This is a genomic window from Xanthomonas sp. NCPPB 1638, from assembly GCF_041475635.2.
GTDB lineage: Bacteria > Pseudomonadota > Gammaproteobacteria > Xanthomonadales > Xanthomonadaceae > Xanthomonas > Xanthomonas cucurbitae.
Genome location: NZ_CM192984.1, coordinates 435,725 through 454,745 on the forward strand (window position 1 = coordinate 435,725; position 19,021 = coordinate 454,745).

General features: G+C 66.4%; 16 protein-coding genes and 3 pseudogenes. 7 read left to right on the top strand and 12 right to left on the bottom strand.

The features are described from left to right. Positions 1-13 precede the first annotated feature (13 nt). From ACCQ13_RS01755 to ACCQ13_RS01810, 12 genes and pseudogenes are all read right to left on the bottom strand, one after another. Positions 14-262 (bottom strand): annotated as a pseudogene (locus ACCQ13_RS01755) (transposase); the annotation flags it as partial. Positions 263-323: 61 nt separating this feature from the next. Then, positions 324-440 (bottom strand): annotated as a pseudogene (locus ACCQ13_RS01760) (helix-turn-helix domain-containing protein); the annotation flags it as partial. Positions 441-486: 46 nt separating this feature from the next. After that, positions 487-1,374, bottom strand: coding sequence for a hypothetical protein (locus ACCQ13_RS01765; protein ID WP_104602978.1), 888 nt, complete (start codon positions 1,372-1,374; stop codon positions 487-489). Between the two features lie 278 nt (positions 1,375-1,652). Then, positions 1,653-2,342 (bottom strand): annotated as a pseudogene (locus tag ACCQ13_RS01770) (IS5 family transposase); the annotation flags it as partial. 109 nt (positions 2,343-2,451) lie between these two features. Further along, positions 2,452-3,846, bottom strand: a complete 1,395-nt coding sequence (locus tag ACCQ13_RS01775; protein WP_104602979.1) for a trypsin-like serine peptidase — start codon at positions 3,844-3,846, stop codon at positions 2,452-2,454. 202 nt (positions 3,847-4,048) lie between these two features. Continuing rightward, positions 4,049-5,548: a glycerol kinase GlpK gene (gene glpK, locus ACCQ13_RS01780; protein ID WP_104602980.1), complete on the bottom strand. Its 1,500-nt coding sequence runs from the start codon at positions 5,546-5,548 to the stop codon at positions 4,049-4,051. 130 nt (positions 5,549-5,678) lie between these two features. Continuing rightward, positions 5,679-6,500: an MIP/aquaporin family protein gene (locus ACCQ13_RS01785; protein ID WP_104602981.1), complete on the bottom strand. Its 822-nt coding sequence runs from the start codon at positions 6,498-6,500 to the stop codon at positions 5,679-5,681. 166 nt (positions 6,501-6,666) lie between these two features. Continuing rightward, complete coding sequence (glpD, locus tag ACCQ13_RS01790; RefSeq protein ID WP_104602982.1) at positions 6,667-8,181, bottom strand: glycerol-3-phosphate dehydrogenase; 1,515 nt, start codon at positions 8,179-8,181, stop codon at positions 6,667-6,669. A 216-nt stretch (positions 8,182-8,397) separates the two neighbouring features. After that, positions 8,398-9,222, bottom strand: a complete 825-nt coding sequence (locus ACCQ13_RS01795; protein ID WP_159406524.1) for a DeoR/GlpR family DNA-binding transcription regulator — start codon at positions 9,220-9,222, stop codon at positions 8,398-8,400. Between the two features lie 34 nt (positions 9,223-9,256). Next, positions 9,257-10,240 (bottom strand): PDR/VanB family oxidoreductase, encoded by a 984-nt coding sequence (locus ACCQ13_RS01800; protein ID WP_104602984.1) that lies wholly within the window; start codon positions 10,238-10,240, stop codon positions 9,257-9,259. Further along, on the bottom strand, positions 10,233-11,036 hold the full coding sequence (locus ACCQ13_RS01805; protein WP_159406525.1) for a GntR family transcriptional regulator: 804 nt from the start codon (positions 11,034-11,036) through the stop codon (positions 10,233-10,235). Before ACCQ13_RS01805 ends, ACCQ13_RS01800 begins: the two co-directional genes overlap by 8 nt. Positions 11,037-11,058: 22 nt before the next feature. Next, the gene (locus ACCQ13_RS01810; RefSeq protein ID WP_159406526.1) at positions 11,059-12,135 is read right to left on the bottom strand and encodes an aromatic ring-hydroxylating dioxygenase subunit alpha; all 1,077 of its coding nucleotides are present in this window, start codon (positions 12,133-12,135) and stop codon (positions 11,059-11,061) included. A 256-nt stretch (positions 12,136-12,391) separates the two neighbouring features. Here ACCQ13_RS01810 and ACCQ13_RS01815 point away from each other — a divergent pair, with 256 nt between their 5' ends. From ACCQ13_RS01815 to pcaD, 7 genes are all read left to right on the top strand, one after another. Continuing rightward, the gene (locus ACCQ13_RS01815) at positions 12,392-13,255 is read left to right on the top strand and encodes a CoA transferase subunit A (protein WP_104602987.1); all 864 of its coding nucleotides are present in this window, start codon (positions 12,392-12,394) and stop codon (positions 13,253-13,255) included. After that, a complete protein-coding gene (locus ACCQ13_RS01820) occupies positions 13,252-14,040 on the top strand; it encodes a CoA-transferase subunit beta (protein WP_159406527.1) in 789 nt (262 codons plus the stop codon). The genes ACCQ13_RS01815 and ACCQ13_RS01820 overlap by 4 nt, the downstream gene beginning before the upstream one ends. Continuing rightward, positions 14,037-15,245, top strand: a complete 1,209-nt coding sequence (gene pcaF / locus ACCQ13_RS01825; protein ID WP_159406528.1) for a 3-oxoadipyl-CoA thiolase — start codon at positions 14,037-14,039, stop codon at positions 15,243-15,245. The genes ACCQ13_RS01820 and pcaF overlap by 4 nt, the downstream gene beginning before the upstream one ends. Positions 15,246-15,327: 82 nt before the next feature. Continuing rightward, positions 15,328-16,059, top strand: coding sequence for a protocatechuate 3,4-dioxygenase subunit beta (pcaH, locus tag ACCQ13_RS01830; protein ID WP_104602990.1), 732 nt, complete (start codon positions 15,328-15,330; stop codon positions 16,057-16,059). Positions 16,060-16,063: 4 nt separating this feature from the next. Next, positions 16,064-16,627 carry a protocatechuate 3,4-dioxygenase subunit alpha gene (gene pcaG / locus ACCQ13_RS01835; protein ID WP_104602991.1) on the top strand — a complete coding sequence of 188 codons (564 nt, stop codon included), beginning with the start codon at positions 16,064-16,066 and terminating at the stop codon, positions 16,625-16,627. A 247-nt stretch (positions 16,628-16,874) separates the two neighbouring features. Then, on the top strand, positions 16,875-18,227 hold the full coding sequence (locus ACCQ13_RS01840; protein WP_104602992.1) for a 3-carboxy-cis,cis-muconate cycloisomerase: 1,353 nt from the start codon (positions 16,875-16,877) through the stop codon (positions 18,225-18,227). Positions 18,228-18,237: 10 nt separating this feature from the next. Next, complete coding sequence (gene pcaD, locus ACCQ13_RS01845; RefSeq protein ID WP_104602993.1) at positions 18,238-19,020, top strand: 3-oxoadipate enol-lactonase; 783 nt, start codon at positions 18,238-18,240, stop codon at positions 19,018-19,020. Position 19,021 lies beyond the last annotated feature (1 nt).

Here is a 19,021-nt window from a genome sequence, read left to right on the forward strand (position 1 = left end):
ACCCTTTTTTTTACAGTGCCTCCTTGATCAGATCGTTCTGGAACACCTGCTCGGCGAGCAGCTTCTTCAGGCGCGTGTTCTCGGCCTCCAAGTCCTTGAGCCGCTTGGCATCAGGCACGCTCATCCCACCGAACTTGCTGCGCCACAGGTAGTACGAGGCCTCGCTGAAACCGTGGCGCCGGCACAGATCCTTGATCGCCACGCCGCTTTCGGCCTCACGCAGAAAGCCGATGACCTGCTCGTCAGTAAAACGCTTCTTCACGTCCAATCTCCTTCGGGGTAGGCAATTGGACTCTAGACTGGCGTGCTACTCAAAATCGGGGGGACGTCGGGCTTCTGCCTAGCAGCCTGGAGATCGAGCGTAAGCTTTGGCCGCGTCGGGTTTCGATTTGCAGCATCGCGCGCTCTTCTGAACTCAGATGAAAATAGCTTTTTGACATGTGCATACCCTACTTGCCATTGGGGTGTTGCACTTGGAAGTTGAGTCTAAGCATCTTCGTCTGTGCGTACTGCAGCACTTACGTCTGCGGGTGGTTCGGAGCCCTGTTCGGAATTGCTGAGTCTGCTGCGGCTATCAAGCAACCTGACCGCCCCAGACGGCGCTTCACGCGGGCCCGCCATCCATGCCGATCCAAACGCAGCCGCCGCGCCGACACCCCATGCCACGGATGAAGCAGTGCCCAGATTGACTGCCTTGAGCGGCGCGTCCTGCTGAGCGGCCGCAGTGGCGGCGGCAGCGAGCCCGGCAGCCGCGATATTGGCCGCACCGCTGACACCCTGCAGCACCCGGCTCGGCATAACGGCGGCGGTGTCGCTGGCAGCACGCACGAGGTTAGCTCCCCCATTCAATGCCCAAGCAGACGCCGACGCATACGCTACGCGGCTACTGTCGCTTCCGCTCAACGATGTCGCCAGCGAACTGAGTACGCCAGCGGCAGCGCCTACCGCATTGGCGCTTGATATCACCGCTTTGGCAGGCACGTTGCCGAGCTGGTTGACGACCGCGCCACCAGCCCACAGTGCACCGCTGACGATGCCCGTGAGCTTGGCTGGTAGCTGCTGCGAGACGGACAGTCGCGCAGCAGCTACCGAGAGACCCGATGCCGCCGCATCCATCAGCGGGCCACCGTAGGCGCCTAGCTGTTGCAACATGCCTGGCACATTGGCAGGCGGAGGCTGCGACGATGCGTCCGTACGCGTTCGAACCAGCGGCCGGGAAGGTGCTCTGCCAAGAGCGGACAAGGCTGTTTCCCCGGGCGGCGTGGTCGAGACGGATTCTGCCTGGACAGCAGGACCCAATTCCAAGTCGGTGAATTCCAGGGCGGTGCCCGTGTCAGCGTGCGACGCTACCGAAGACAGGTTGCTAGTAACCATCTCTATTCCTGATCGATCATGACATAGGCAAATTAAACGACTGTTGCGTAAAAAAAAAACAAACCCACACAAGCCAAGCGTAAATCTTATGCAGCGCTGCGTGATTCATTACACATGGTTCATCTGCGGGATGTGGCGCACAGGTAACCCAGGCCAATGGCTCAGAGCGTCCGGGCGACTACCTCGACAAGCACGCACCTCCACCGTAAGCGTCCGGCAACCTCACCTATACACGCCGCCAGCAGCTCGTTGGGATATCGCACGGGCGAGGCGTCGGACCGATTGACCCAACCGAAACTGCGCTCCGCGACCCAGCGGCGCGGCAGCAATACAAAGCCTTTCTTGTCCTCCGGCAGTTTTAAGACGTGCAGTTCGATGCCTTCCTCACTGCGCGGCTTGGGCTGGTCCTTCGCCTGTGTAGCCTCGATCGACGAAGGCCGGTTTTACCGTCGCGCCTGTGACATGCTGAACTTCCTGCGCCAGCGCTCCCACTTGGGGCGTTCCTGCTCGTCGGCTTGGGTGACCTGCACTGCCAGCAGATGGTCAAGCATGTCCGCCGCCATGTGCACCTTGCTGCCCCTTTTGCGCTTGTAGCCGTCGTAGCCAGCACATGGTCCGCTTTCGCATGTGGACTGCAGCTTTCGGCCATCCAGGATCACGGCGCCGGGCTGCCCCTGCGTGCCTTGCGCCACCCGCAAGATCGAACGCAAGCCGTTGAGCATGGCCTCAAAGCAGCCAGCCTGCAACCACCGTTGGGTTTGCTGGTAGAACGCCTCCCACGGCGGAAACTCGTGGGGAATCAGGTGCCAGGGCGCTCCGGCTCGCGCCATCCGGCGCTATGCGTTGAACATCAAGCGCAGGTCGTACTTGCGCTGCTGTGCCTGCGGATCCATCAGCGTCCAGTAGGGCGCAGCGAAGGCCCATTCTTCATCGGATACGTCGGTCGGATAAGGGCGTGGTGGCTCCATCTGCTTACGATAGTCGCGCGAGCCTCAAGTTCATAACACGCTCTAGGCGGAAAGCACCCCGCAGCAATCCAGCGCGGCAGGCACCTGGCCTGCCACGCGCCATCACCGCTTACTTGCCGAAGTAGGTCGAGATGAGCGGATACACATCCGAGAAGCGCGAATAGTAGTCAGGATTGGTCTTTGCTTCACAGCTCGAATCTCCCCCCAACAGTCCGCCACGCAGCTGATACGAACCGTCACCGGCAATGGTGAACAGGCCGGAGCCAGATGAGCCAACTTCGGTGATGCCCTGGCTCCAGACCACGCCATTCATCGGCTTATTGTCCCCCGAGGTCGCATTGAGTGCAGTAACGGTGCCTAGCGAATATTTCTTGAAGCCGCCCAGCGGGTGGTGGATGCCCTCCATCGGGGTGCCCGTCGCAGCGATGGCCTTGCTGCTCCAGCCCCCATAAAACGCGCCGTTTGGCGGTGCATTCTTGAGCTCCAGCAATGCAGTGTCACGGGTCAAGTCGAAATGGCGCAGGATTGCACCGCCGCTCACGGTAGTGGCACGTGGGCTAACGGTGCTGCCGTTGCAGCTCGTTGTCTCATAGAACCAGGACGTCTGCAGCGTGTCGGCCACCGCCTGCGTATTGATGCAGTGCGCCGCTGTCCAGACCAGGTAGCGCTTGGGCGTATTGTTGTTGTTGAGCAAGGTGCCTGTGCAAGTGAACGTTCCGATGTTGTTGGTGGCGATCAGCCGCATCACCGCCTTGGTGGCGTTGGTAAACCCGGTCGTGGGATTGGCGCGGCACACCACGTTGTTCTCGCAGGACGTACTGGCGGCGGCAATGGTCATCATCTCGCGTGTGCTGGCGGTGGGGCTGATATCCAGATGTGACAGCCGCGGGATGGAGAGGCTGAAATTTTCGGGGTATTGACCGGCCGGTAGCGCCAGCTCGATCAACAGGTTCTGGCCATTCACCGCTGGCGACCAACCTGCGTTCTTGCCATTGGCAGCAAACGTGGCACCGGATTGTTCGAATACCTGGCCATCGTCGCCAGTGAAACGCAGTGTCACCTTGGAAGGGTCGCCCGGTGTTGCACCTGCACCACGCAGCACCAGCGAGGCGCGCAGCGCAGCCGCTTGAGCAGAACTCACGTTGAATGTTGCAACACGCGATCCATCGCCGGCCAGCTTCCAATCGAGCTTGGAAAGATTCACCAGTGGCTGTGCCACCATCCGCGTAAAGCCGATCTGAAACGGTTGACCATGTTTGACCTGATCGACGCGGCGCGCGTGCAGGCCGCTGAGTTCAGCCTGCGTGGGAGCGGCGAGTTGCACGACGCGGCTCGGCACGATCCCACCGCGCAAGCGCGCAGACTGCAGTTGCGCGGTTCCCAGCGCGGATGCCTGTGGTGTGCCGACAACCGGCGCCGCGCCCATTTCGGTGGGCGGCGACGCCAGTGCGGTGCCGGAAACTGCAGTCAACAACGCCAGATACAACGCCTTCTTGCGATTCATGAAGAGTCCTTGTCGTCAGGGAGTGATGCGGCGCGGCAGCGGCCGTGCGCGGACGCTAGCGTGAGCGCCGAGTGAGACTAGCGACTGTTCATGGATGAATGTGTGCCATGTGTTGACAATCTCGTTCAGACCGCATGGTTCGACGCATACGATGCCGAGAGCTGCACAAATGGCCGATTCAGCGCAGCGCCTCGATGACGCCTCAGCTGATCCGGAAGCCCATGGTGGCCTCGACCGCCTGCTGCCATCCGGCATAGAGCTGCTCGCGCTTGTCGGCGGCCATGGCCGGTTCGAAGCGACGATCCACTGCCCACTGCTTGGCGATTTCCTCGCGGCTGCTCCAGAACCCGGTCGCCAGCCCAGCCAGATAGGCCGCGCCCAGCGCGGTGGTTTCGGGCACTTCCGGCCGCAGCACCGGTACATCGAGGATATCGCTCTGGAACTGCGCCATGAAGTCGTTGGCGATGGCGCCACCGTCGGCGCGCAGCTCCTTCAGCTCGATGCCCGAATCGCTCTGCATCGCGGTGAGCACGTCGCGGGTCTGATACGCCATCGACTCCACCGCCGCACGCACGAAGTGTTCCTTGCTGGTGCCACGGGTCAGGCCGAACACCGCGCCACGGATATCGCTGCGCCAGTAAGGCGCGCCCAGGCCGACGAAGGCCGGCACCAGATACACGCCATCGTTGTCGCCGGCACGCTCGGCATAGGCCTGCGAGTCGCTGGCCTTGCCGAGCATGCGTAGACCATCGCGCAGCCACTGCACTACCGAACCGGCGACGAAGATCGCTCCTTCCAGGGCGTATTCCACCTTGCCGTCGATGCCCCAGGCGATGGTGGTCAGCAGCCCGGCCTTGGAGGCCACCGCCTTGTCGCCGGTATTCATCAGCATGAAACAGCCGGTGCCATAGGTGTTCTTCGCCATGCCCGGCTCGAAGCAGGCCTGGCCGAACAGCGCGGCCTGCTGGTCGCCGGCGATGCCGGCGATCGGCACCTGCTCGCCATAGAAATACTGGGTCTGGGTCATGCCGTAGACCTCGCTGGAAGAGCGCACTTCCGGCAGCAGTTGTGCCGGCACGTCCAGCATCTGCAGCAGGTCGGCATCCCACTCCAGGGTGTGGATGTTGAACATCATGGTGCGCGAGGCATTGGTGTAGTCGGTGACATGCACCTTGCCGCCGGTAAGGTTCCAGATCAGCCAGCTGTCGATGGTGCCGAAGGCCAGCTCGCCGTTGCGGGCGCGCTCACGCGCGCCTTCCACATGGTCGAGGATCCATTTGACCTTGGTGCCGGAAAAATACGCATCGATCAGCAACCCGGTCTTGTCGCGCACCATCTGCTCGTGCCCGGCCTCTTTGAGCTGGGTGCAGATGTCCTTGGTCTGCCGTGATTGCCAGACGATGGCGTTGTAGATCGGCTGGCCGGTGGCCTTGTCCCACACCACCGCGGTTTCGCGCTGGTTGGTGATGCCGATACCGGAAATCGCACGCGCATCGATCTGCGCGTTGTTGAGCAGCTCCGTAATGGTGGTGTAGACGCTGGTCATGATCTCGCGCGGGTTGTGTTCCACCCAACCCGGCTGCGGAAAAATCTGCGCGAACTCGCGTTGCGCCACGCCGGCCACCTTGCCCTGGCGGTCGAACAACATTGCGCGCGAGCTGGTGGTGCCTTGATCGATCGCCAGGACGTAGTGCTTTTCCATCGAAGATTCCTCGAACAATGCCGGCGTTGCCGCACGGCGAGAGTGGTCGGTGCAACCGGGGACGCTGCACGCATGGCACGCCAGCGGCGGCGATGGGTGCTGCGGCCTCATGGGCCGCAAGGCTCGGCGATCAGTGCGGATCCAGCGGCGGCGCGTCGCCTTGCAGGTGCCGCACGCGTGCCGGCAGGAACGGCAGGATCAGCCACTGATACGCCAACGCACCAATCGGCCCGCCGATCAACGGCCCGACGATCGGCACCCACCAGTAATTGTCCTTGGCCGGCAGGGCGGCTTCGCCCCAGCCTGCGAAGTAGGCGAACACGCGTGGGCCGAAATCGCGTGCCGGATTCATCGCCCAGGCTTCCAGATATCCCATCGAGGCCCCCAGCGTGGCCACCAGCAGGCCGATCATCAATGCGCCCGAGTTGGCGCCGGGTGCGGCTTCGTTGAAGCGCTCGGTGATGGCGAAGATGCCGAAGATCAGGAACGCGGTGATGATGATCTGGTCGACCAGGGCGTGCATCGGCGTGACCGCCAGACCCGGCGCGGTGAAGAACACGCCAGCGGCACCGCCGGCTTCGCGGGTGAGCTGCTGCACCTGGTTGTAGTGATCGATCACCGGCCCGTAGAGCTGGTAGACGATGGCCGCGCCCAGGAAGGCGCCGATCACCTGCGCGATCCAGTACGGCAGCACCTTCTTCCAGGAAAAGTCGCGGAACAGCGCCAGTGCCAGGGTCACCGCCGGATTGGCGTGGGTGCCGGAGACCGCGCCGGTGACATAGATGGCTAGCGTGACCGCCAGTCCCCAGGCGATGCACACCCCCCAGTAGGCATTCTGGTACGGGCTGGGGTCGTACAGCACGTACATCGCCGCCACCGAATCGCCCAGCGCGATGATGATGAGCATCGCCACCGCTTCGGAAATCAACTCACCCACGTATTGACGGTTCATGCGGGCAGGCCCGCGTTGCAGTCACGCTTGCGTGATGTACGCACTGGTGCGCAGGGAGATTGGTTGGTGCTCATCGGGTGTGCCCTCCACATAGATCGTCATACTGCCGGCAATACGCCAGGATACGTTGCCGCAACGACCCGTCCTCGCCGGCAACGCGGTGTGTTCAAACTGCGGCGGTGTCGATGGCCTGCACCGGCTGCGTTTGCAGATAATCCTCAAGACGCTGGCGGCCTTGCGCATCGATGCGCAAGCCGAGTTTGCTGCGGCGCCACAGGATATCGTCGGCGCTGCGCGCCCATTCGTGCTGCCGCAGGTAATCCACCTCGGCCTGGTACAGGTCTGCGCCGAAGTGCGTACCCAGCCCGGCCAGGTCGGTTGCAGCGCCCAGCAGTTGTTCGGCGCAGGTGCCGTAATTGCGCACCAGGCGCTGTGCAGTGGCGGCAGGCAACCAGGGACGCGCAGTGCGTACGCGATCGAGCAGGCTGGCGATGTCGCGCTGCTCGCCGCCGGGCAGCGCCTCGCCGCGCGCAGTCCATGCCGGCTTGCGGGTGCCCAGGGCCTGCGTGATCCGGTCGACCGCTTCTTCGGCCAGCTTGCGATAGGTGGTCAGCTTGCCGCCGAACACGTTGAGCAACGGCGCGCCCTCGTTGACCACTTCCAGCTGATAGTCGCGCGTCACCTCGGCGGCGTTATCTTCGGCATCGTCCAGCAACGGACGCACGCCGCTGTAGTTCCACACCACGTCCTGCGGGCCGATCTGCTGCTGGAAATACAGGTTCGCCGCATCGCACAGGTATTGCACCTCGGCCGCATCGATCTTCGGCGCGGCGGGGTCGGCCTCGTAGTCGACATCGGTGGTGCCGATCAAGGTGAAGTCGTGCTCGTAGGGAATGGCGAACACGATGCGCCGGTCCGGTTGCTGGAAGATGTAGGCATGGTCGTGATCGAACAACTTGGGCACCACGATGTGGCTACCCTTGACCAGGCGCAGCGCGTGCTGGTGTGGCACCGCCGCGACCTTGTCCAGGAACGCCACCGCCCACGGGCCGGCCGCGTTGGCCAAAGCGCGCGCCTGCACGGTGCGGCGGTGGCCTTCGCGGTCTTCGAGTTCGGCATACCAGAACCCGGCATCGCGCCAGGCGCCGACGCAGCGGGTACGGGTGTGGATCTGCGCGCCACGCCTGGCCGCGTCCATCGCATTGAGCACCACCAGGCGGGCATCCTGTACCCAGGCATCGGAATACACGAAGCCGGTGCGCAGCGATTCCTGCAGCGGCGCGCCCACCGGGTGCGTACGCAGTGACAGCCGGCGCGAGCGCGGCAGGCTGCGCTTGCTGCCGCCCAGGTGGTCGTACAGGAACAGGCCGGCGCGGATCATCCAGGCCGGGCGCAGATGCGGCTGGTGCGGCAGCAGGAAGCGCAGCGGCCAGATGATGTGCGGGGCCAGCCGCAGCAGCACTTCGCGCTCGGCCAGCGCCTTGCCGACCAGGGCGAATTCGTACTGCTCCAGGTAGCGCAGGCCGCCGTGGATGAGTTTGGTGCTGGCGCTGCTGGTATGCGAGGCCAGGTCGTCCTGCTCGCACAGGCACACCGACAAGCCGCGCCCGGCCGCATCGCGGGCGATGCCAACCCCATTGATGCCGCCGCCGATCACCAGTAGATCGTAGGTTTCGCCCATTGCTGCCCTCCATCCGGGCACGCCAGTCGCGAACCCAATTCATCATGTTCGAACATATTCGAACATGCAACCTTCTGGCGGCGTGAAGACTTCCACCTTGCAGTGGGGCAGCTCGTGCCGTCCAGTGCGCCGCATCGCCTGCAGGGCGCAGTGGAGGAGGGGCTTGTAGCCTGCGAAAGAATTCCAAAAACGAACAGGATCGAACATCTTGCCCGGTCAGGCGGCGCCGGTCCCGGCAACATGCACGCGCGTCCCCGCCTCGGCCAGGACCGGGTCCAGGTCCTGCGGTGGCGGCCGGTCGGTGAACCAGTCGTGCACCTGCGCCAGCGCGCCCAGCCGCACCATGGCATTGCGGCAGAGCTTGCTGTGGTCGGCGGCCAGCAGCACCTGGCGCGAATGCGCGATGATGGCCTGGGCCACGCGCACTTCCTGATAGTCGAAATCCAGCAGGGTACCGTCGCGGTCGATGCCGGAAATGCCGATCACCCCGAAATCCACCTTGAACTGCCGGATCAGTTCCACCGTGGCCTCGCCCGTCACGCCTTGGTCGCGACCGCGCACCACGCCACCGGCCACGATCACCTCGAAGCTGGGATTGGCGCTGAGCATCACCGCCACGTTGAGGTTATTGGTGATGACACGCAGCCCGCGGTGCTGCAGCAGTGCGCGCGCCACCTCTTCGTTGGTGGTGCCGAGATTGATGAACAACGAGGCATCGTCGGGGATGAACCCGGCCACCTGTGCGGCGATATGGCGCTTTTCGTGCGCCTGCAATGTCTTGCGGGCGGTATAGGCCAGGTTCTCCACGCTCGATGGCATGCTGACACCGCCGTGATAGCGGCGCAGCACCCCGGCATCGCACAGCAGGGTCAGGTCGCGGCGAATGGTTTGCGGCGTCACCTCGAAGCGCGTCGCAAGGCCTTCGACGTCTGCAAACCCTTGCTGCCGCACCAAGGCCACCAATTGTTCCTGGCGCGGGTTCAAGGCCGGCGCCGGGACAGTCCTGTAATGAGTCGACTCCATGCGCCGATGATCGCGCATGCGCGTGAGGATGCAAACACGCGCGACATGGCGCTCAACCCAGCTCGCGGCGATAACCGGTGTCGATGCTGACGCTGCCGCCCACCGCGCGCGAGACGCAGGCGCACAGTTTGCGGTTCTCGCGGCGCTGCGCGTCGCTGAAGAAGACGTCGCGGTGATCGATGTCCGCCGCGCTGTCGAGGATGTCCACCGCGCACAACCCGCATTCGCCGCGCCGGCATTCGGCGATCAGTTCCACGCCGGCATCGTTGAGCGCATCGAGCATCGACTGGTTCTCCGCCACCGGTACCTCCAGTCCAAGCCCCGGCAACTTGACCACGAAGGCCTGCGCGGGCACGCGCCCACTGTTGCCGAAGGTTTCAAAATGCAGCCGCGCACGCGGCCGGCCGGCCACGTGCCAGTGCTCGCGTACCGCTTCGAGCATGCCCAGCGGACCGCAGACGTAGACCTCGCCATTGGGCGGCAGGCGCGCCAGTTCGCCGGTCAGATCGGGCGGGCCGGCGCTGTCGTCGCAATGCAGCTGCAGGCGCTCGCCGAGCAAGGCGTGAAGTTCATCCACGTAGGCCATCGCATGGCGCGAGCGGCCGACGTAGAGCAAGCGGAACGCCGGGTGGCGCGCGGCTAGCCGTTGCGCCATGCCGACGATGGGGGTGATGCCGATGCCGCCGGCAATCAGCAGGATGTGCTCGCCGCGTTCGTCCAGTGCGAAGTTGTTGCTGGGCGGCGACATTTCCACCGCATCGCCCGGCTGCAGCGTCCACATGTAGCGCGAACCGCCGCGGCTCTCGGGCATCTGCCGGACCGCAATACAGTAATGGCCATCTGCGCGCGGTTCGCCCACCAGCGAATACGAACGCACATCGGCACGCCCTTGCAGCTCCACGCGGAAATCCAGATGACTGCCAACCGCAAAGCTGCGCGCGGCCGGGCCTGGATCGAACACGATCTCGCGGACGCCTTCGCACAGGTCGGCAATGCGGACCACGCGGGCGCGATGCCACTGGGTGTCTTTACGCATGAGGGGCTCCAGGCAGGACGTCTGGCCGGGCGCTGCCGGCATCGGGGGCGCAGGCGCGACCGATCAACGCGCCACCACGCAATTGGTCGATCGCCGCAGGGGTTTGCAGGACATGGCGCAGGTTGCGATGTGCCAGACGGGCGTGCTCGCGCATCAATGCTTCGGCGCGGCTGCCCTGGCGCTGCTGGATGGCCGCAATCACTTCGCGATGCTGGTCCTGCGCCAGGGTCAGATGCAGCTGGGCTTCGGCAGCGCCGCTCTGCGCCAGGACCAGTCCACTGGGGGAGGCGAACGGCAGCTGCACGATGCGGTGCACGGCGCGTTCAAGCACCTCGCTGTCGGCCATGTCCAGCAACAGCGTGTGGAACTGTGCATTGGCCTGCACGTAGGCTGCCAAGTCGATGGCATCGGCCGAGGCCCCGACGATGCCGTCGAGCCGGCCCAACAGCGCGTGCGCCTGCGCCAGCGCGGCGGCACCTACGCCGCGCTCGGCCGCCATGCGTGCGGCCACTCCTTCGAGCGTGCCGCGCAGTTCGATGGCATCGTACGCATCGCGTTCGCTGAACGCCTGCACCGCATAGCCGCCGCCGGGCAGGGCGCTGGCCAGGCCTTCCTCGCACAGGCGCTGCAGGGCCGCCCGCACGGGGGTGCGCGGCATGCCCAGGCGCTGCACCACCGCCAGTTCGGACAGGCGGCTGCCGGCGGCCAGGCGGCCATCCAGAATCCATTCGCGCAGCGATAGCAGTGCGCGGGTGGTCTGTGTGGCGCTGTTGCGGAACGGGGTAGTCGGTGACATCGCTGGCTCCTGCGCGGCGCGCTCAACCCACCATGCGCAACGACAGCTCGCTCGCGCGTTGCTCCTGCGCGATCAGCCGGTCGATCACCCGCCGTGCCCACATGCCGCCGGCATCGACGTTGAGGTTGTAGAAGGTGTGGTCCGGGTGCGCGTCGATGGCGCGCTGCTGCGCCTCCAGCACCGCTTCGTCCTCGCCGAACACGCCGGTGACGCCAGCGCGCGTGAGCGTGGTCAAGGACTGATCGTGCAGCGCGTAGTTGCGCATGAACGCCCAAAAGTAGTGGCAGGTGGTGTCGGTTTCCGGGGTGATGGTGTTGAGCACGTAGCCGTTGACGCCCTGGCTGCGGTCGCCTTCCGGTGCACCGGTGCCGGCGATGGCCACGCCGACATCGATGGCGATGGTGCCGGGCGCTTCGAAGCGGATGATCTGCCAGCGATTCACCTTGCCGTGGTAGTCCAGATGGCGCGCGATCTGGCTGGCCCAGAACGGCGGCGCGTCGATATTGCGCATCCAGCGCGACACCACCACCGAGCGCTCGCCATGCACCACGTCGAACGGTGCTTCGGCGATTTCGTCCTGGCCGATGCTGGAGCCGTGCACGAAGGTTTCGTGGGTCAGGTCCATCAGGTTGTCCAGCACCAGCCGGTAGTCGCACTTGGCGTAGATGGTGCGGCCATCGCCGGCCCAGGCCGGGTCGTGCGCCCAGTGCAGGTCCGGGATCAGCGCCGGATCGGCCTTGACCGGGTCGCCCGGCCAGATCCACACGTAGCGGTGTTTCTCGGCCACCGGAAAGCTGCGCACGCAGGCCGAGGGATTGATGGTGTCCTGCGAGGGCATGTGCACGCAGCGGCCCTGCGTGTCGTAGACCAGCCCGTGGTAGCCGCAGACCACGTCATCGCCGCGCAGCTTGCCCATCGACAACGGCACCAGGCGGTGCCAGCAGGCGTCTTCCAGCGCCACCACCGCGCCGGCGGTGGTGCGATAGAGCACCACGTCCAGGTTGCAGACCTTGTGCGGCGCCAGCGCGTGCCTGATGTCGTGGTCCCAGGCAACGGCGTACCACGCGTTGAGCGGAAACAGCTGTCTGGACTGGGTCATGGACGTGGCTCCTGGGTTGTATACAGCCTGGGATGCGATGGGACGTGGCAACGTCGGTAGATCAAGCCAACAAGGCCGATTCCTGGCGCTGGCGTCTGCTTGCGGGTATGGTTATGTATACGCCGGAAACAATGCGCAAGTGCAAGCGTGCGCACAGAATTGTGCGATTATCGAATTCATTTGCCGATAATCGCATTGACCGGCTCGCCTGGATGGGTCTACCGTGGTTGCACGTCCGCAGCCCCAGGCTCCGTCCATGGTCGAAATCGTCTCCCTGCCCGACGCCGTGTCCCAGCTGATCGCCGATGGCGATTGCGTGGCCATGGAGGGCTTCACCCATCTGATCCCGCATGCCGCCGGCCACGAGGTGATTCGCCAGCGCAAGCGCGACCTGCGCCTGGTGCGGATGACTCCAGACCTGATCTACGACCAGCTGATCGGTGCCGGCTGCGCGGCGGCGCTGCGGTTCTCGTGGGGTGGCAATCCGGGGGTGGGCTCGCTGCACCGGCTGCGCGATGCGGTCGAACATGCCTGGCCACAGCCCCTGCAACTGCGTGAGCACAGCCACGCCGACATGGCCAACGCCTATGTCGCTGGCGCCTCGGGGCTGCCGTTTGCGGTGTTGCGCGGCTATGTCGGCTCGGACCTGCCGCGCGTCAACGACAGCATCAAGTTCCTGCAGTGCCCGTTCACCGGCGAAACGCTGGCCGCCACGCCGGCCGTCAACCCCGATGTCACCGTGATCCACGCCCAGCAGGCCGACCGCCGCGGCAATGTGCTGCTGTGGGGGATTCTTGGCGTGCAGAAGGAAGCCGTGCTGGCCGCGCGCAAGGTGATCGTGACGGTGGAAGAGATCGTAGACACCCTCGACGCGCCGCCCAACGCCTGCATCCTGCCGCGCTGGGTGGTCGATGCGGTGTGTCATGTGCCGGGTGGCGCGGCACCGTCGTATGCGCATGGCTACTCTGCACGCGACAACCGCTTTTATCTGGCCTGGGATGCGATCGCCCGCGATCGTGCGCGGTTCCAGCAATGGATCCAGACGCACATCCTGGATACCGAGGATTTCACTGCGTTCCAGCGCGTGTACGCGCACTCGCAGCAGCAGGTGGCCGCATGAGCGAGGTCAGCACCAACGAGATGATGACCGTGGCCGCCGCGCGCCGGTTGCCCGACAGCGCCGTCTGTTTCGTCGGCATCGGCCTGCCGTCCACCGCGGCCAATCTGGCCCGGCTGACGCATGCGCCGGATGTCACCCTGATCTACGAATCCGGCCCGATCGGTGCCCGCCCGGACGTGCTGCCGTTGTCGATCGGCGATGGCGAACTGGCCGAGACCGCCGACACCGTGGTCTCCACGCCGGAGATCTTTCGCTACTGGCTGCAGGGCGGCCGCGTGGACGTGGGGTTCCTGGGCGCGGCGCAGATCGACCGCCACGCCAATCTCAACACCACCGTGATCGGCGACTACGCCGCGCCGAAGACGCGCCTGCCCGGTGCCGGCGGCGCGCCGGAGATCGCGGCCAGCGCCAAGCAGGTCTTCATCATCATGCGCCAGTCCAGGCGCAGCTTCGTGGCGACGCTGGATTTCATCACCACCGTCGGGCATCTGGACGGCGGCGATGCGCGCAAGCGCGCCGGCCTGCCCGGTGCCGGCCCCACCGTGGTGGTCACCGACCTGTGCGTGATGGAGCCGGACCCGGTGAGCCGCGAACTGACGGTGACCGCGTTGCATCCGGGGATCACCCGCGAGCAGGTGAGCGCGGCCACCGGCTGGCCGATCCGGTTTGCCGACGACCTGGCCCAGACACCTCCGCCCACCGCGACCGAGCTGCAGGCACTGCGCGCGCTGCAGGCACGCACCGATGCCGCGCACGGTACCCAATCCGCAGGGGCGCAGGCATGAGCGAGGTCTATCTGGTCGATGGCATCCGCACCCCCATCGGCCGTTACGGCGGCGCGCTTGCGAGCGTGCGTGCCGACGACCTGGGCGCGGTGCCGCTTGCGGCATTGCTGGCGCGTCATCCGGCGCTGGACCCGGCCGCCATCGACGACGTCTATCTGGGCTGCGCCAACCAGGCCGGCGAAGACAACCGCAACGTCGCACGCATGAGCTTGTTGCTGGCAGGCCTGCCCACCTCGGTGCCGGGCAGCACGCTCAACCGCCTGTGCGGTTCGGGGCTGGATGCGGTCGGCACGGTGGCGCGCGGCATCCGTGCCGGCGAGCTGGACTTGGCGATCGCCGGCGGCGTGGAATCGATGTCGCGTGCGCCCTGGGTGATGGGCAAGGCCGACAGCGCGTTCGCCCGTACCCAGCAACTGGAAGACACCACCATGGGCTGGCGCTTCGTCAACCCGCGCCTGCAGGCCGCCCACGGCACCGAGCTGATGGGCGAGACCGCAGAAAACCTCGCCCAGCGCCATGCCATCAGCCGCCAGGACCAGGATGCCTTCGCGCTGCGCAGCCAGCAGCGCGCCGCTGCCGCCCGCGCGGCGGGCTTCTTCGATGGCGAGATTACCCCGGTGTCGGTGGCCGGACGCAAGGGCGTTGCGCCCACGACGGTGGAACACGACGAACAGCCGCGCCCGGCCACCACGGCCGAGACGCTGGCCAAGCTCAAGCCGATCTTTCGCCAGCCGGGCACGGTCACCGCCGGCAATGCGTCGGGCATCAACGATGGCGCCGCCGCCGTGTTGCTGGCCTCCGCGCAGGCATTGCGCATGCATGGGCTGCAGGCGCGCGCGCGCGTGCTGGGCTTCGCCTGTGCGGGCGTGGAGCCGGCCTACATGGGCATCGGTCCGGTGCCGGCCACGCAGCGCCTGCTGGCGCGCCTGAACCTGCGCCTGGACCAATTCGACGCGATCGAACTCAACGAAGCCTTTGCCGCCCAGGCGCTGGCCTGCACGCGCCAGCTCGGCCTGGCCGATGATGCCGCACACGTCAACGCCAACGGTGGTGCGATTGCATTGGGCCATCCGCTCGGCATGAGTGGCGCGCGGTTGGCGCTCACCCTGCTGCGCCAGCTGGAAGCCGGCAACGGGCGGCTCGGGCTGGCCAGCATGTGTATCGGCGTCGGGCAAGGCGTGGCCCTGGCGATCGAACGCCTCTGACCCAACGCCAAGCCAGCAGTGCTGCCACCATCGCTTATCCACATCGTTTGAACGTGCCGCAGTGCGGCCAGGGAGATCCCTCATGCGCGATGCCACCACCGACGAACCGGGCGCCGATCCGCTGCTCGGCTATCGCCGCCCGCGTCCCGGCACCCAGCCGGCCTATCTGCATCCACCCTATGCATCCACCCGCCTGCGCGGACCCACCCGCGCGCCCATCGACATCCCGGCAACGCTGTCGGAGGTCACCGGCCCGCGCCTGGATCGTCTCACCCTGGGGGAGCATGCCGCCGACCTGACCGCCGGCTTTAGTGGCGAGCCGCTGGGCGAGCGCATCGTCGTGTCCGGCCGGGTGCTGGACGAGAACGGCAAGCCGGTGCGCAACAGCGTGGTGGAAGTGTGGCAATGCAATGCCGCCGGCCGCTATCAGCACGCCGGCGACCGCCACGATGCACCGCTGGACCCCAACTTCCGCGGCACCGGCCAGGTACTGACCGACGCGCAGGGCCGCTACGCGTTCAAGACCATCAAGCCGGGCGCCTATCCGTGGCGCAACCACTACAACGCCTGGCGGCCGGCACATATCCATTTCTCGCTGCATGGCGACGGGATCGGGCAACGCCTGGTCACGCAGATGTATTTCCCCGGCGACCCGCTGCTGGCGTACGACCCCATCTACAACTGCGTGGACGATGCATTGGCGCGCGAGCGCATGGTGTCCAGTTTCGACTGGGAGAACGCGATCAGCGAGTATGCGCTGGCGTACCGCTTCGACATCGTGCTGCGCGGTCGCAAGCAAACGGTCTGGGAGTGAACCGATGAGTCTTTCCACAACCCCTTCCCAAACCGTCGGCCCGTATTTCAGGCTCGGGCTGGAGCCTCTGTACCGCGACCGCCTGGCGGCCGCGCAGGCCGCAGGCACGCATGTGCAGATCAGCGGCTGCGTCCGCGATGGTGCCGGCGCACCGGTGGCCGATGCCGTGCTGGAACTGTGGCAGGCCGATGCGGCCGGCATCTATGCGCATCCAGCCGATCCGCGCTGGCAGGCGCATGCGCCGCAGGTCGATGGCTGGGGCCGTATCGCCACCGACGCCGAGGGGCGGTTCACCTTCGCGACCATCAAGCCGGGCGCGGTGGCCGGACCGGGCGAGGTTCCGCAGGCGGCGCATTTGACCGTGCTGGTGTTCATGCGCGGCCTGTTGCACAGCGTCTCGACCCGGGTGTACTTCGCCGACGACCCCCAGTTGGCCAGCGACCCCATCCTGGCCCTGGTGCCTGCGGCGCGGCGCGGGACCTTGCTGGCGCAACCGCGTGGCGACGGCGCCTACCACTGGGATATCCACATGCAGGGCGACGCCGAGACCGTGTTCTTCAACTACTGATGCGGCCGCCTGCCACCTGCGGGCGTGGTTGCGACTGTGGCCCGCCTGTTCGACCCGTGCACCGGCGTCCGCACCAGTGGTCGCGCGCGGCGGTGCGGCGCATGTGCACGTCATCCTCCCGCAATGCGCGTGCCCGCAGCGCGCATCGCCTGTGCATGAGGCGCAGTGATATCGCCCGCCTGCGGCGGGCTGGTTGGCAGCTTCGCATGGCGATGCCATGCTGCCGTCACGCCAAGAGAAGCACTGCATGAGTCCCACGTTCTCGCTGTTGGAATCCTTATTTGGCGACCCCGCGTGCGAGGCGCTGTTCGACGACGCGGCGCGGGTACAGGCGATGCTGCAATTCGAGGCAGCGCTGGCCCAGGCGCAGGCGCGCTGCGGCGTCATTCCCGCCGAGGTGGCGCCCGCCATCGTGCTGGCCTGCGATGTGCGCCAGTACGACCTGGCTGCGCTGGCGCAGGCCACCGCGCTGGCCGGCAATCCTGCCATCGGGCTGGTCAAGGCGCTCACCGCCCGGGTCGGCGAACACGATGCCGCCGCCGCGCGCTGGGTGCACTGGGGCGCCACCAGCCAGGACGTCATCGACACCGGTACGATGCTGCAGCTGCGCGCCGCGCTGGATCTGCTACTTCCGCAGTTGCAGCGCCTGTGCGGCACCCTGGCCGGGCTGGCCGAACGCGAGCGCGACACCGGCCTGCCCGGGCGCACCTTGCTGCAACACGCGGTGCCGGTGACCTTCGGGCTCAAGGCGGCCGGCTGGCTGGACGCTCTGCAACGCGCGCATCGCCGGCTGCACGCCGTGCGCGAGGAGGCGCTGGCGCTGCAGTTCGGCGGGGCGGCCGGCACGCTGGCCTCGCTGCAGACGCGTGGGCTGGAGGTGGCGCAGGCATTGGCCAGCACGCTGGCATTGCCGTTGCCGGCGTTGCCCTGGCATACCTCCCGCGATCGCATCGTCGAGATCGGCTGCGCCTTCGGCCTACTGGCCGGCACCCTGGGCAAGATCGCCGGCGATGTGGTGCTGCTGATGCAGTCGGAGGTCGGCGAAGCCTTCGAGCCCGCAGCGGCCGGCAAGGGGGGCTCGTCGGCGATGCCGCACAAGCGCAATCCGGTGTCCAGCGTCGCGGCGATCGCCGCGGCCACGCGCGTGCCCGGCCTGGTCGCCACCTTGTTCAGCGCGATGTTGCAGCCGCACGAGCGCGCCGCCGGCCAGTGGCATGCCGAATGGGACACGCTGCCGCAGATCGTGCGGCTCACCGCCGGCAGCCTGGCGCAGATGCAGGCCTGCCTGGACGGCCTGGAGCTGGACCGCGCGCGCATGCGCGCGCACCTGGACAGTCATGGTGGGGTGCTCTATGCCGAGGCGGCGGTCTTCGCGTTGGCGCCGCAGCTCGGCAAGGCGCAGGCGCATGCGCTGGTCGAACAGGCCGTGCGGCGCGCACAGCAGCAGCAACGGCATCTGCGCCAGGTGCTGGGCGAGGAGGCGCAGGTCGGCGCGATACTCACGCCGGTGCAACTGCAGGCGGTGTTCGATGGCGACAGCTGGCGCGGCATGTCGTCGGTCTGGATCGACCGCGCGCTGGCCGGCTTCCCATCCCGTTGACGGTGCCCCAATGGCCTATCTCCACTTGCCCACGCATCGCCTGCACTACCGCCTGGACGGCACCGAAGGAAAGCCCTGGCTGACCTTCTGCAACTCGCTCGGCACCGATCTGCACATGTGGGACGTGCAGATCGAAGCCTTCGCCCCGCACTACCGCATCCTGCGTTACGACCGCCGCGGCCACGGCGACTCGGAAGCCCCGCCCGGCCCCTACAGCATCGCCGAACTGGCCCAGGACGTGCTGGCGCTGTGGGACGCCCTGCAGATCGAACGCAGCGATTTCTGCGGGCTGTCGATCGGTGGGCTCACCGGGCAGTGGCTGAGCCTGCACGCGCCACAGCGGCTGCGCCGGGTGGTGGTGTGCGCCACCGCGCAGAAAATCGGCAGCTCCGCCAGCTGGGAGGCGCGCATCGAGCAGGTGCGCAGCGAAGGCCTGCCGACGCTGATCGACGCCACCTTGCAGCGCTGGTTCACCCCGGCCTTTGCGCTCAGCCACGCGCAGCGGCTGGACATGGTCGCAGCCGCCTTCGTCTCCACGTCGCCGGCGGGCTACGTTGCATGCTGCCAGGCCGTGGCCGAGGCGGATTTTCGCGGCGCGCTGGATGGCCTGGCGCTGCCGCTGCTGGCCGTGGCCGGCGACGACGACCCGGTATGTCCGCCGCCGGACCTGCGCGAGATCGCCTACGCCGCCCCCGACGGCCACTACGCCCAGGTTCCCGGCCGCCATATCTGCAACCTGGAATCGCCCGCCGCCTTCAACGAGGCGGTACTGGGCTTCCTGTTGAACGACTGAC